The organism is Mangrovibacterium sp., assembly GCF_041596335.1.
In the GTDB taxonomy this organism is placed as follows: domain Bacteria; phylum Bacteroidota; class Bacteroidia; order Bacteroidales; family Prolixibacteraceae; genus Mangrovibacterium.
On record NZ_JBFHIT010000003.1, the window covers coordinates 136,757 to 150,995 of the forward strand.

The window sequence follows — 14,239 nt, forward strand, 5'->3', positions numbered from 1 at the left end:
TGATCCTGTGACCACAGGCCACATTTAACCCGTTTTTTTTTCATACCTCTTTAATGTTTAGTTTAATAAATTGCAATCGTTAAATCAGATTTTAAGAAAGGACGGAAGCGCTAACCTCTGTCCCTTCGTTTTTTTAGTTATGCATTGTGTTTTTTAACTTTTATTTTAATAATTCGTGTTTTTTTGTCGTATGTATATTCAATCGGCAAGGTTATTTCGATTATTCCAAGTACCTCTGAAATTGTTTCCATCTCAATTGTTCCTGTAAACCATAAATTCTTGGTTTCTTTTAAATCCAATTCAATTTTTACATTGTACCAGCGTTCCAGCATTTTTACCACTTCGACCAGCGGCTTTCGCACAAAAATGAGCTTGCCGTCTTTCCACGAAACAAATTCGCCAACTTCAACAGCCTGAACCTGTAATTGATTCTTTACATTTAGAAAAGCCTGTTCGCCGGGTTTTAAAGTCTTTTTTCCTGATTTGGTGTTTACTTCCAGCGAGCCTTGTTCTAGCGTAGTGATAAAGTTTTCATTCGGGTAAGCTTTTACATTGAATTCAGTACCGAATACATGGATGTCTCCGTATGTTGTATTTACGATGAATGTACTAGCGTTCTTTTTGACGTCGAAATAGGCTTCGCCCTTCAGTTCAACCTTTCTGTTATTATTAAAATTTGCGGAAAATGCGATCTCGCTTTCCGAATTTAACCACACGTTGGAGCCGTCAGGCAATTCAATGTTTGCTTTTGCTCCGGCAGGGGAGGAAAAATGGTTGGTCAGTTCAGAACCTGCAGATAGATATAATGAATTGTAGAAAAATGCCAATGTTGTAAATAATCCAATGATGAGTACTGCAGCAAGGCGCAAGCTTATCTTGTACAACCGTATGGTTTTTGCTGGTTGCTTGTTCTCACTCAGGGCAATTTGTCGATGAATCCTCCCCAATAAATCGGTATTCGAGGGTGCATCAACCTGAGGCTTTAAAGTATCCCAGCTTTCTCTCATCAGGTCATTTAGAACCATGCTATTTTTCGAATTTCGGAGAATTTCTACGATAAGAAGGTACTCGTCAGGAGTACAGGTGCCATTCAAATATTTTACAAATATTTTTTCCATTTCATTCAATCTACTATATGTTAATACACCAAGTCGGTCGTTTACCCCTGCCCGAAAGAAAAATTAGCGAAAAATTATTTGAAAAAAGATCCAGAGTTCCAGTCCAAGACTTGGTATTCTCTTTTTTAAGAACTTAAGAGCATGGGTCATATGGTCTTCAACGGTCTTGACAGAAATGCTCAGTTCTGCTGCAATTTCAGGATTTGTTTTTCCTTCCTCCCTGCTCATCAGATAGATTCGGCGTCTCTTTTCCGGTAGTTGAAAAATGAATTCATTCACTTTCTCATTAAAATCACGATATTCAATTTCGTGTTGTGTCACGAACTCAGTGCTAACAGAATTAGAGAAGTGGTTCTCCATGAATTGCTCTGACTTTAGTCGCGATCGCATGTCATTTAGGAGGGTGTTTTTTGTAACAGTATAAAGGAATGCGTTGTAGGTGCCTATGTTTTTGATGTTACGACGATTCATCCATACTTTGACAAATACTTCTTGCAGGATATCCTCAATGCCTTCCGTTGTTTTCAAGAACATTTTGGAATAGAAATATAGCTTTGAATAGTATAAGTGATAGAGGCAATCGAAGGCACGTTTGTCATCGTTTGCCATATCTCTTAAAATTACAGCCAAATCTGTTGAGTTTTGCATCCTTTGTTGCATTGGTCCTGACGATAGAACGAAAATGATAAGAAACTCTACTTCAATCTTGTTTCGTATTTAGATCGTCAGAATAGGTTATTCTTCTTTCGCATTAAATTTTTCAATCACTACTGCCAGCAGAATCACAAATCCTTTGATGACTTGTTGCCAGAACGGAGATACGTTGAGCAGGACCAAACCGTTATTCAGCACACCAATAATCAATGCACCCTGTACGGTTCCCATGATGGTTCCTTTACCACCGGAGAGTGACGTACCTCCAATAACAACTGCGGCAATAGAGTCGAGTTCAAAACCGAAACCGGCATTGGGTTGAGCTGAGTCGAGCCTCGAAGTGACTAAAATTCCGCCAATTCCGGCCAATGCACCTGCAATAGAATAAACGATGATTTTAATTTTCTTGATTTTAAGACCGGAAAGTTTGGCTGCGGTTTCGTTGCCTCCGATTGCATATATATGACGACCCAGTGTGGTTTTGTTGGTTAGAATAACTGCTGCCAGAACGATAAAAGCTGAAATCCATACCGGCATTGGAATGCCCAAAAACCAACCAGTACCGATAAAAGCCATGTTGTCGCCAAGTCCGGTGATTGGAAAGCCGCCAGTTAACAGCATGGTGAAACCCCGGGCAATGGTTAGCATGGCAAGCGTTGCAACAAAAGGCGGTACCTTAAACCGGGTGATTGTAAATCCGTTGAACCAGCCAAGCAATGTTCCTACAAGAGTACCTCCAAGCAACGCGCCAAGCAAGGTGAATCCGATGAAGAGATTAGCATCGGTAAATTCGGCGCCAAATTTCAGCATGCCTGCTGTTACTGCTCCGGCAAGTGCCAGTATGGACCCAACCGAAAGATCAATGCCTCCGGTCAGAATCACCAGTGTCATTCCCACCGAAATCACCATGTTGACGGAAATCTGGCGCATGACGTTCCAGCTGTTCTCCGCACTTAGAAAACGGTCGGATAAAATACTTAAAGCGACACACATCACCAGCAAAGCAATGATGGATTGGAATTTAATTAGCTTATGTTTTAGTTCTGTTGTATTCATAGGTTCTTGATTTATTCTTTTTCTGCCAGAGCAGCTTTCATGATAATCTCTTCGGAAGCTTCTTCCCGGCTAAGTTTTGCGGTCAATTTTGATTCGGATAAAACCAGGATGTTGTCGGAGATGGCGAGTATCTCGGGCAATTCGGAAGAAACAAAAATGATCCCCATCCCCTGGGCAGCCAACTCGCTGATCAATTTGTAAATCTCACTTTTTGCTCCAACATCGATTCCCCGGGTTGGCTCATCCAGCAGCAAGACCTTCGGATTGGTAGCCAGCCATTTGGCGATCACCACTTTTTGCTGGTTTCCGCCGCTCAGCTTTTCTACTGCCATTTTCGGTGATGAAACTTTGGTGTTCAGTTTTCGGATAAAAAGTTCGCTGAGTTCGGCTTCCTTTTTATGATCGATGAAGTTAAATTTCGATAGCTGCTTCAAACTGGCCATGCTGGTATTTTTCGCCACACTCATATTCAGCACCAGACCCTGAAGTTTACGGTCTTCAGGAACAAGGGCAATACCTGCGGCAATCGCATCATCCACGTTGCGGATTTTTTGCACTTTTCCTTCGATAATGATCTGACCGGAAACGTGTTGTGGATAAAGTCCGAAAATAGCTTCCAGTACTTCCGTGCGTCCGGCGCCCATTAGTCCGCAAATGCCGAGAACTTCTCCTTCTTTTAAGGTGAAATTGACATCCCGGACCAGGAAATCATTTTTGTTTTCAGGATTGCGGAAATTCAAATTTTCAACGCGCAAGATTTCCTTGTCTCTTGCAGCATTTGTCTTTTGAAAGCTGTCTCTCAGGTCTCGTCCAACCATGAGCCGGATGAGCTGATCTTTCGTCGTTCCCTGCATTCGCCCCGATCCCATACTTCTTCCGTCGCGCAGCACGGCGTAGCGATCAGCGATCTCGAAGAGTTCTTTGAGTTTGTGCGAAATGTAAACAATGGCCACCCCTCGGGATCGGAGTTCGCTGATGATTTTGAACAGCAATTCAACCTCATGATCACTGATGGCTGAAGTCGGTTCATCCATAATCAAAACTTTTGACTCGAGCAGCAGCGCTTTAGCGATTTCGACCAACTGCTGCTGACCAACCCGAAGCTGATTTAATGGCGCTGATGGATGAACATCCAAATGAAGTCGATTTAAAAGCTCTTTCGCCTTTTTGTGCATGGCCGGGTAATCCAGCATGCCGAACCGGTTGGTCTTCTCGTTACCAAGGAACAGGTTTTCGGTGATGCTGAGATAGGGGATGAGGTTCAGTTCCTGGTGGATGATGACTACACCTTGCTGGCCGGCCTCTTTTGGGTTTTTATAGTTTACTTTCTCACCATTCAGAAGCACATCGCCCTCGTAGTCGGGATAAACACCCGAAACGATTTTCATGAGTGTCGATTTGCCTGCTCCGTTTTCACCAATGATAGCGGTTACCTCGCCCGGATAAATTTCAAGGTTAACATCCCGAAGGGCATAAACTCCCGAAAAGTCCTTGGAAACATTTTTGATCTCCAGTACCGGTGCCTGATTGTTATTCTGTTTTTCCATCGGAAATTATTGCTTTAACCGGAACGATACTTAATGCTTCAGGGATGTTTTCATCCTCTCGTAATTCAGCAAATCCGGCAAAATCGATTTGTTTTCCTGTGGCTGCCGATTGCTTCAACCGTGTAATGACTTTCTCTTTCACCAATTTGTTGATGGCCACCGACACATTGTTAAAATCGGTCATATTGACGAACTGATCAATATCAACTTGTCCGGAGCCATCGCGAACAGCGTTTCCAAAAATGAATTCTGTCGCAATTTTAATGGTGTCCCGATTGCAAACTACGGCAATGTATTCTTCCTGAACAGAACTAATTATTCCGTTGCCCTTTATACCGAAGTAGGCTGTTTTCGAAATGCCCAGCTTCTTTCCGTATCGTTGAAAAGCTTGCTCCGGATTTTGATTTAATTGTGTCATCAAAAGGGATGCGTCGGGAGCATCGGCGATGCTGGCAGGGAGACTTTCGGTCCAAAATTGATTGGCATATTCCGTCGCATTAAAAGCAGATGTCTTCGTTCTGAATTGATATTCCTGAAGGTTTTCGATGTTCAGCGAAAAATAAACAACTGCGAGAACTGACGCTGCCACCAGTGAGTAGTTCACTATTTTATTTTTCATATCAGTTCAATTTTCAGGTTGGTATTTCGAAACATTGTCGGCGGTAACCAATTCTACTTCAACCGGCATTTTGTGGTGGATATCGGTTTGTCCGTTTAGATACTGATCCGCTAATTCGGCTGACTTTTTTGCCATCAGAACCGGGAATTGCATCACCGTTGCTGCCAATTTCCCATCGGCGATGGCCTTAATGGCGTCGTTGGAACCATCGAAGCCAAAAACTTTGATTTGATCTGCTTTCCCGGCAGCTAAAACCGCCTGGTAAGCGCCTAATGCCATGGCGTCGTTTCCGCAAAAAACCGCATCAATATCAGGCTGAGCCTGCATGATTGTTTCCATCACATCCATCGCCTTGTTGCGGTCGAAGTCGGCACTTTGCTGAGCAACCATTTTCAGCCCGGGAAATTCATCCACGACACTGTGAAACCCGTTGGAGCGGTTCCAGGTATTGTTGTCGCCCACCAAACCTAAAATTTCAACATAATTGCCTTGCTGATTCATCTGCTTTACAAAGTATTCGCCGAGCTTGACGCAGCCGGTAAAACTGTCGGACAGCAATTGCGAAGCTGCTGCATCGCGTGAGTTGATTTCGCGGTCCATGCAGAAAGTCGGGATGCCGGCCGCTTTTGCTCGTTTGACATTTAAAACAGAACCATCGGCATCGGTGGGATTAAAGAGAATGGCATTGTATCCCATCGCGATGATATTGTCGAAGTGCTCGGCTTCCTTGGCCGAATTGTTCTGCGAGTCGAATACCTGTGCTTCGTAACCCAGTTCGCGGGCCCGTGCAGCTGCTGATTCGCCCAAAACAACAAACCAAGGGTTGTTTAGCGTTGAAATCACGACTGCCATTTTCTTCGGCTGGCCGACCGGTGCGCGGTTACAACTTTCAGTCACTGCAAAAAGTGACAGGAAGATTATAAAAGATAAGATTTGATTTCTGCTCATAAGAATTTTTAGTTCGGTTTAGTTTGACTATTATTTGATCAGTAGCACCCAGTCGTTTTGTTGGTCGGGTGGTGAGAACAAGATCGTTTCGTTTGTTGCCACTGAAATAGGAGCGTTGGTTTGTATATCGCCGTTTATGGTGTTTATCCATTTGCAGCTCGCGTAATTTCCTTTTTCGACTTGAAGATTGAAAGGCTTGCCGGCAATGGAAAAAACCAGATATTGGCGACTCGGCTCGGCCAGGCACCAAACCGCTTTGCTATCGCAACCAGACAAGAGTGAATCGGCCGGATTCATCGTGTAAAATTGAACTTCGGTGTTCATAATATTACTCAGCAGATCGATCTGGCGGGCCGAAGCTTCATAGGGGTTTCCGTCATCGAAGAAAGGCAATCCTTCGGGGCCACGCGCCACCAGCGAATCTTCGCCGGCATGTCCGCACCAGTTAAACGAGGCTCCGGCAGTTACACAGGCCCAGGCCGACTGACGTAAATCAGCCAACGTAGCGTTGGTCCGCTGTTGCCAAAAGCGGCGCCAGAGCGCGTTTCCTTCAATCATATAAACCGGTTTTCCGGGGAAATAGCCAGCTAGACAGGCCTCGTGGTGTGTCCAGGCTTCTTTCCAATAGGGGCGGTCAGCATTGCGGTCTTCCGAAAAGATGGAGTGGTTCTCAATAGCCGCAAAATTATATTCAGGTCGGTTGTACTCGTTTTCAATCGGGTGTTCATCTTCATAGGTACGCAGGTGGTCGAAAACATCATACTTTTGAACCAGTCTGGCCCAGCCCAATTCGGAATCCTCGCGGTTTCCGGGCACTTCCCACACAAAACCCCAGCCTGCAATATTGGCGTAGGGAGCCAGTCGGGCAACCGTGTAGCGAACCAGGAAGTCTTTTTCATCGTCACTCAGATTTGTCCATTCGGGTCCTTCGTTCTTGCTTCCGTCGAAACCCAAAAACAGGTGCAGTCCGATATTGCGGTCGTTCAGCCACGAAACATGTTGCTCCATCATTTTCCACACATCCAGCCGCATGGTGCCCGATGCATCTCCATCGGTGTAGAGCGCAAGATCCTGGGTTGGCGGCGGAGGGCCGTCATGGTAAATTTGGGTGAAACAGCACAGCGACAAGAGCCAGTTCACCTGCAAATGGTTGTAACCGCGGTCAATCATTGGCTGATAGACATTCGCGGTAACCCAATCGAATGGTTGAGCAATGGAGCCGTGACCGCTTTCGTAATATGACTTTAGCCAAACCGGATCGGTTCCGTTGTATGCCAGCCAACGCGGATTATCCTGATAGGCCCGCAGGATACCTTTTCCTGCATTTGTGGTGTCGCACACGAATGACGATTTGCCGCCGGGGGTGCCGTCGCTCCAGATCCATTGATATTGCCATTCACCAACTTCATCGGGAATAAAGCGGATCTTCCAAATCGAACCACTCTCTTTGTTACCTCCACCTGCTCCGTCACCGTCGAAAAAGCCTATGAATTCAGTCTTTTTCCCTGATGGTGCCGTAAAGGTGCAGTTCAGCTCAACATCGGTAAACCGGTTCGTATAGGGAGACTTATTTTCCAATGCCTGCTCAAATGTGCGGTAAAGGCCAACTCTTGTCTTCGGTTGTGTCGTTGTGCAACAGTAGGTAGATAACACGAGCGCAAGAAAAATAAGAATGCTGTTTCTCATCGTTGGTTTAGTTTTATTGGTTCAATATTGGACCGCGAACGGAGCCGCGATTGCCGGAAGAAGTTTGGAATAAACACCCATCCGGAGAGAGGAGAAATTGCCGGTTCTGAAGTCCCGAAGGACAGGCGACACAAAACCGGCAATTTATACTGGAGGAACGTTTAATATAGGCTCATTGGACGAGCGATGCCATCAATCTATGCACCCATTGGTTTTTAAGGTCAGTATTTTTTTGGCCGTTTGTGCTAATCCTTCGGCGGAAATACCATAGTAACCGAATATCTCATTCTGCGATCCGGTAACAGTATCTTCGTCGGGGATGCCGATAATCTTAAACGGAACAATCGCCTGGTTTTGCAGCAGCAGTGAAGCGCAGGCCTCACCCAGACCGCCATGAACACTGTGTTCCTCGACAGTGATGATGGCTTTGCATTTTTTCGCCAGGCGAAGAATGCTTGCTTCATCCAGTGGGCTAATGGTGTGCATACTGACTACTTCGGCAGAAATACCCTGTTCTTCGAGCAATATGGCTGCTTCGTAGGCCGGAGCAACAGTTTCGCCACAGGCAATGAAAGCGACATCGGTTCCTTCGCAAATCACCGATGCTTTACCAATTTCGAAAGTCTCGCTTGCGCGTGGCAAGTGCGGCATGTTCTTCTTCCCGAACTTGATGAAGACCGGTTTTTCAGATTGTGCGGCATAAGTGATTACCTGTCGGGTCTCAAAGTTATCGGACGGAATTAAGATCTGCATGTTATGGATGGCGCGCAAAGCGGCTATATCGTGCAGCGAATGATGGGTCGACCCCAATGCTCCGTAACTGACGCCGGCGCTGATGCCAATCAGGCTGACGGGTTGGTTCGAATAAGCCACATCGTTTTTCACTTGCTCCAGTGAGCGGGTTGCCAGGAAACAGGCCGGTGATACGGCAAATACCGATTTCCCGGTCGAAGCCAATCCCGCGGCAACGCCAACGAGGTTTTGCTCGGCAATGCCTACTTCTACAATTTGCTCGGGCAGTTTTTCGGCGTATGGAACGAGTTTGCCCGATCCGCGCGAGTCGCTGGTAACCGCCAATATATTTGGATTCTTTTCGGCCAACTCAATCAAAGTTGCTGAAAATTCTTCCAGGTTTGCTTTTCCTAAACTTAAAGGTTTCAGACTCATCGGGTTCTATTTATGAGTTTACGGTATTGAGTTGTTTCAAAATTTCAGTTTCCTGTTGGTCGAGTTCGGAAATGGCTTGCTGGTATTCTGCATCCGAAGGAACACCGTGGTGCCATTTTTTAACGTCTTCCATGAAGCTCACACCCTTTCCTTTCACCGTATTGGCAATCACAAAGGTTGGTTTTCCTGAGGCTTCGGGCGCTGCATTAAGCGCTTGGCGCAACTCGCTGATGTTGTTTCCATCGATTGAAACCACATGCCAACCAAAAGCCCTCCACTTTTCATCAATGGGATGGGGCGAACATACTTCGCTGTTACGACCGGTAATTTGGAGGGTATTGTGGTCGAGAATGGCCACTAGGTTGTCGAGCTTGTAATGAGCTGCCAGCATTGCGGCCTCCCAGTTTGAGCCTTCGGCCAGCTCGCCGTCGCCCAGCAATGTGAAAACACGGTAGTCGGCCTTGTCCTTTTTGCCGGCCAGCGCAATTCCTGCACTGATTGGCAATCCGTGTCCTAATGCTCCGGTGTTAAACTCAATACCGTTTACCTTGCGGGTAGGGTGTCCTACATATTTCGATTTGAATTTGCAAAGTGTTTCCAGGTCGGTTTCCGGGTAGAATCCCTTATCGGCCAAGACCACGTAAAGCGATTCAACCGAATGACCTTTACTTTGGATATAGCGGTCGCGAGCAGCATCTTTGAAGTTTTCAGGCGACACATTCATTACATCGTTGTACAGCACATTCAGAATGTCGGTGCAGGAAAGGCTGCCGCCGGTGTGTCCAGCTTTGGCGATTTTAATGTATTTCAGTAATGCTTTACGGTAGCGGACCGACTTTAGCATCAATTCCTGATCGGTGAATTTTTTCATTCAGAATAAATTAATCGATTACTGATGTTTATAGATGTCCCATCCCAAGTAGTTTCCAATGGCTTCTTCCAGAATTTCTGAAACATTTCCGCGGACCATGGCAACGTGGTGTTCGAACCCGTTTTTGCACATGTATTTCATCAGGTTTTGCAGGTTGGGGATTTCGCAAACAGCAATACCGCCATCCATACCGTATGGATCGTCAGTCATGATCCCTTCGCCCAGGTACGATTTTACCGAGCCTTTGGTATCGTCGGTTGAAATGCGAAAATAGGTCATGTTTCCGGCTGCCACTTTGCCTTTCACCGCGCCGAATGTGTCTTCGCTTCCGAGTACAGTTCCGAGTACATCGAGGCTTCCGATTTCGATATCGTTTTGGAAGAAGGACTTGGGGTAGTTGCTACAATGCGTACATACTACTTTATTACGGTCTTCGGCAAAGTTGTTGTTCCAGTCGAGGATGGCCGATGGAGTTTCCGCAGCCAAAGCCAGCGCGTACATCGAAATGGTTCCGGCCACATCGACCTCACAAGCCGACGGCATCAGTTTTTCTCCCATCATACTCATGGTAACACAGGCGGCGCAGCCGTAGTTTTTCTCGATTGATTCCCAGCATTGCAGGGCTGAAATGTCGATGTCGTTCTCATTAATCCAGTTTTCGACGGCCAGACCGAATCGGGCTTGCTTGGCGATTTTCTTTTGCGCGGTAATGGCGCAGCTCCCGTATTCCTGAATCGCTTTTACTTTGGCAACAACAGCCGGGTCGTTTTCGTCGATTTTGTTGGCCGCTGCAATAATTTCCGACATATCAACAGGTACGATGGTAATACCGTATTTCTGCAACAGTTTCTCGCTGTAGCGCATGGTTTGGAAACCGATCGGACGGGTTCCGATAGCCCCAACACGCAGGCCGCTCAATCCTTTTACCACTCGTGCAATGCCTGCAAATTTCAGCAAGTCAGCTTCAAATTCTTTGCTGTCCAAACTGTAGGTGTGGTAAATGGTATCGGTAAATTTAATATCGTACTGATAGAAGTTGTTGCATACCGAAAGCTTTCCGCAGAAAGCATCGCGGCGGCTTTTCACATCCACCTTGTCATTGTCGTCATCTACAGCAACCACCAGGACAGGTACTTTCAGCCCCGACATTTTGATGGAGTTGACCACTCCCAGCTCATCGCCAAAGTTGGGCAGCACGACCAGGATACCGTCGATGATATCGCTGTTTTTGCGGAACAGATCGGCACATTTTACGGCATCGGCATAGCCTTCAATGTTTCCGGTTGGCGTTTCGCTTTCTGCCAGGATAATATGTCCATAGCCCATGCTTTCCAACTTGGTGAGCACCTTTTTACGGGCGTCAACAGCCAATTGGAAGTTGAAGATATTCCGGGTGGCGATAATTACGCCGAAGGTTTGTTTCTTTGTCAATTTCATTCTGATCTATTTTATGTGTTTATATTTTAAAATCATGCGAGACGAGCTCGATTAACAGCTTTTTGCCAACCTTTGACTAACGATTCAACATCGGTTGCACTCATTCTCGGGCTGTAGGTTTTCCCAGCAGTTCGAAGTTCTTTCAATTCCTGCAAGTCTCTCCAAAAACCAAAGGCCAATCCGGCCATATACGCAGAACCTAAAGCTGAAGCCTCTTCAATTTCTGAAGGAGAAACTTCTTGCTGAAGCAGGTCTGATTGAAACTGCATGAGGAATTTGTTCCGGGTTGGGCCACCGTCGACACGGAGTTCTTTCAATTGAATGCCGCCTTTGTTTTCCATCAGGCTAATCAGGTCGTTTACCTGGAAGGCAATACTTTCGAGCGCTGCACGAACAATGTGCGCTTTTGTTGTATTTCGTCCCATACCGGAAAGGCATGCACGGGCCTGGTTGTCCCAATAGGGGGCGCCCAAGCCTACAAATGCAGGAACAAAGTAGACACCGTTATTATCGGAAACTGAGTTTGCCAAGTTTTCGGTCTCGGAAGCCTGTTGAATCATGCCAACATCATTTTTCAGCCAGTTCAAGGTGTCGCCGGTACAATGGATATTTCCTTCGAAAACGTAGTGTATTTGCTTTTTGCAACTGTATCCGATGGAGGTAACCAATCCTTCCGGTGGGGTCAGCGCTTTTTCGCCAATATTCATCATGATCGACGAACCAGTTCCGTAAGTGGCTTTGGCCATTCCCGGTTTGAAGCAATTTTGACCGAATAATGCACCGTGCGAATCACCGATTAATCCGGAAATTGGTTTCGCTTGTTTGAAAAGAATATTGGGTGTGGTGTGGCCAAAAATATCATCGCTGAAGCGTACTTCGGGAAACATGTTTCGGTTCAAGCCAAAGAGATCGATCAGTTCCTGGTCCCATTCCATGCTATGAATATTGAAGAGCATAGTGCGGGAGGCATTGGAATGGTCGGTAGCATGCACTTTCCCATCGGTGAGCTTCCACAATAACCAGCTGTCCATGGTTCCTAAAAGCAATTCTCCTTTCGCTGCAAGTTCCTTTAGTCCGGGCGTGTTTTTCATGATCCAGCTAAGTTTGCTGGCTGAAAAATAGGGATCGATAATTAATCCGGTTTTGCTTCGGATCATCTCTTCAAGACCTTTTCCCTTTAATTCCCGACACATTTCGGTTCCTCGCTGGCACTGCCAAACAGCAGCATTGGCAACCGGTTCTCCGGTTGTTTTATTCCAGATCATTGCCGTTTCGCGCTGGTTTGTAATCGCGATGCCGGCAATTTTTTCCTCACTTATGCTTTGTGTTTCGGTGACTTGGCGGACAGCCTGGCAGGTATTTCCAAAAATTTCAAGTGGATCATGTTCCACGAATCCGTTTTGCGGGTAATATTGTTTATGAGGGATCGTTATTCGGTTGATCAGCTTCCCGTTTCGGCTAAACAAGATCGCTTTAGTGCCTGAAGTACTTTGGTCAATTGCTAGAAGGTATGAGGCTGACTTTTCCATTGTTTTCGCTCAGTTTTTTGTTTGTTAAAATTTGCATTCATTTTCGAAAGCAAAAATAAACAAAAATAAACGAAAGCAAAAGAAAGTGCTTTATAACAATAAAATGAGCAATACAATTTAAGCTCAGTCCCGATTATGGGCTGATAACAAATCGAATTTAACGAACATGAAAAAAAACTAAGCGATTACAAGTTTGATGTCGTTCTTTTCGAAGAGAGTCAAGTCTTCGCGTTTGATTTTTGCGTCGGTTATGATGTAATCAATCAGTGAAAGTGCACCCAGACTGGCAAAGGAGCTTTTGCCGATTTTGCTGGAATCAGCGACAAGGTATACGGTGTTGGCAGATTCAATCATGCTCCGTTTTACGCAAATATCGCTGATGCTGGGGTAGGTGAGACCCGATTTTAAGGTGATACCGGCAGTTGCAAGGAAGAGTTTATCGACGTGCAGATCATTGAAGAAGTCGGCGGCTTTTTGACCTGTCAATGAAAGGGTTGGCGCTTTGAATTCACCGCCAGTCAATACAAGGTTGATCTCCGGATCTGCACCCAGAATCAATGCAATATTTAAAGAATTCGTAATTACAGTCAGGTTTTTATATCCGCTGATTAATTTGGCGATCTCAGTTGTTGTGGAACCGGAATCCAGAATGATTGTATCACCGTCGTTAATGTATTCGAGTGCCTTTTTCGCAATGGCTGCTTTCTCTGCTAGATTTTCCTGATTTTGCAGACTGATGTTTCTCACACTCATTCCAATGTTTTTCAGGTAGGCTCCTCCATGCTCGCGTTCTATAAAACCGTCTTTTTCAAGCTTTTCCAAATCCTGACGAATGGTCACTTCTGTTACTTTGAATATTTTGCTGAGCTGGAGAACCTTGGCGTGTCCGTCTTCACGAATCATTTCCAAAATCTTTTCACGACGTTGATTGGGGAGCATAGGCTTGAGTTTTTAAGTTCTTTAATCGATGCATTTCTTGTCCATGTATTCGAGCACGTGTTTGATGGTTATGAGTTTTATATTCAGCTTTTTAGATAGTTCTACGAGGTCTTCGTAGCGAGCCATCGAGCCATCGTCATTCATAACTTCAACCAAACTTCCTGCCGGTTGTAATCCAGCTAAGCGTGGCAGTAAAACCGCTACCTCGGTATGTCCTTGTCGGGCACGTAAGCCACCCGGATGAGCGATAATTGGGAAGATATGACCGGGGCGTCCTAGTTCTTCAGGATTTGTTGCCGGATTGGTTAAGGCCATGAAGGTTTTCGAACGATCGTGTGCCGAAATTCCGGTGGTACAACCCTGCCCGATGAGGTCGACCGAAACGGTAAAGTTGGTGCTATTGGATGATGTATTTTCTTCGACCATGCGTGGAAGCTTCAGTTCAAGGCAGCGTTCTTCGGTTAAAGCTGCGCAGATTAGGCCTCGACCCTGTTTTGCCATAAAATTAATGACTTCCGGTGTTGTCAACTCTGCTGCTGCAATAAAATCACCTTCATTCTCTCTGTCTTCGTCGTCTGTAACGATGATCACTTTCCCGGCTTTAATATCAAGAATTGCTTCTTCGATCGCCAGACACTGTGCTTCTGTCATATAAATAACTATCGAAA

At 45.7% G+C, this 14,239-nt stretch carries 13 protein-coding genes; all 13 read right to left on the reverse strand.

Annotated elements, in window-relative coordinates; all coding sequences use genetic code 11:
* Positions 1 to 137: 137 nt before the first annotated feature.
* The 13 genes from ABZD21_RS02435 to ribB all read right to left on the reverse strand — a co-directional run bounded on the left by ABZD21_RS02435 (position 138) and on the right by ribB (position 14,222).
* Entirely contained in the window at positions 138 to 1,118 is a 981-nt protein-coding gene (locus tag ABZD21_RS02435; RefSeq protein WP_372772635.1) for a FecR family protein, read from the reverse strand.
* Between the two features lie 63 nt (positions 1,119 to 1,181).
* The gene (locus ABZD21_RS02440) at positions 1,182 to 1,766 is read right to left on the reverse strand and encodes an RNA polymerase sigma-70 factor (RefSeq protein WP_372772636.1); all 585 of its coding nucleotides are present in this window, start codon (positions 1,764 to 1,766) and stop codon (positions 1,182 to 1,184) included.
* Positions 1,767 to 1,853: 87 nt separating this feature from the next.
* The gene (locus ABZD21_RS02445; RefSeq protein ID WP_372772638.1) at positions 1,854 to 2,828 is read right to left on the reverse strand and encodes an ABC transporter permease; all 975 of its coding nucleotides are present in this window, start codon (positions 2,826 to 2,828) and stop codon (positions 1,854 to 1,856) included.
* A gap of 11 nt (positions 2,829 to 2,839) precedes the next feature.
* A complete protein-coding gene (locus ABZD21_RS02450) occupies positions 2,840 to 4,375 on the reverse strand; it encodes a sugar ABC transporter ATP-binding protein (RefSeq protein WP_372772640.1) in 1,536 nt (511 codons plus the stop codon).
* Positions 4,359 to 4,994, reverse strand: a complete 636-nt coding sequence (locus ABZD21_RS02455) for a DUF2291 family protein (RefSeq protein ID WP_372772642.1) — start codon at positions 4,992 to 4,994, stop codon at positions 4,359 to 4,361. The genes ABZD21_RS02450 and ABZD21_RS02455 overlap by 17 nt, the downstream gene beginning before the upstream one ends.
* Positions 4,995 to 5,000: 6 nt before the next feature.
* The gene (locus tag ABZD21_RS02460) at positions 5,001 to 5,942 is read right to left on the reverse strand and encodes a D-ribose ABC transporter substrate-binding protein (RefSeq protein ID WP_372772643.1); all 942 of its coding nucleotides are present in this window, start codon (positions 5,940 to 5,942) and stop codon (positions 5,001 to 5,003) included.
* A 30-nt stretch (positions 5,943 to 5,972) separates the two neighbouring features.
* A complete protein-coding gene (locus ABZD21_RS02465) occupies positions 5,973 to 7,628 on the reverse strand; it encodes a DUF5060 domain-containing protein (protein ID WP_372772644.1) in 1,656 nt (551 codons plus the stop codon).
* 192 nt (positions 7,629 to 7,820) lie between these two features.
* A complete protein-coding gene (locus ABZD21_RS02470; protein ID WP_372772646.1) occupies positions 7,821 to 8,795 on the reverse strand; it encodes a transketolase family protein in 975 nt (324 codons plus the stop codon).
* Between the two features lie 10 nt (positions 8,796 to 8,805).
* Entirely contained in the window at positions 8,806 to 9,666 is an 861-nt protein-coding gene (locus ABZD21_RS02475) for a transketolase (protein ID WP_372772648.1), read from the reverse strand.
* Between the two features lie 18 nt (positions 9,667 to 9,684).
* Positions 9,685 to 11,103 (reverse strand): L-fucose/L-arabinose isomerase family protein, encoded by a 1,419-nt coding sequence (locus ABZD21_RS02480; RefSeq protein ID WP_372772649.1) that lies wholly within the window; start codon positions 11,101 to 11,103, stop codon positions 9,685 to 9,687.
* A gap of 32 nt (positions 11,104 to 11,135) precedes the next feature.
* On the reverse strand, positions 11,136 to 12,632 hold the full coding sequence (gene glpK, locus ABZD21_RS02485) for a glycerol kinase GlpK (RefSeq protein ID WP_372772651.1): 1,497 nt from the start codon (positions 12,630 to 12,632) through the stop codon (positions 11,136 to 11,138).
* A 177-nt stretch (positions 12,633 to 12,809) separates the two neighbouring features.
* A complete protein-coding gene (locus ABZD21_RS02490) occupies positions 12,810 to 13,571 on the reverse strand; it encodes a DeoR/GlpR family DNA-binding transcription regulator (protein WP_372772652.1) in 762 nt (253 codons plus the stop codon).
* Between the two features lie 21 nt (positions 13,572 to 13,592).
* Complete coding sequence (gene ribB, locus ABZD21_RS02495; protein ID WP_372772654.1) at positions 13,593 to 14,222, reverse strand: 3,4-dihydroxy-2-butanone-4-phosphate synthase; 630 nt, start codon at positions 14,220 to 14,222, stop codon at positions 13,593 to 13,595.
* Positions 14,223 to 14,239: the final 17 nt, after the last annotated feature.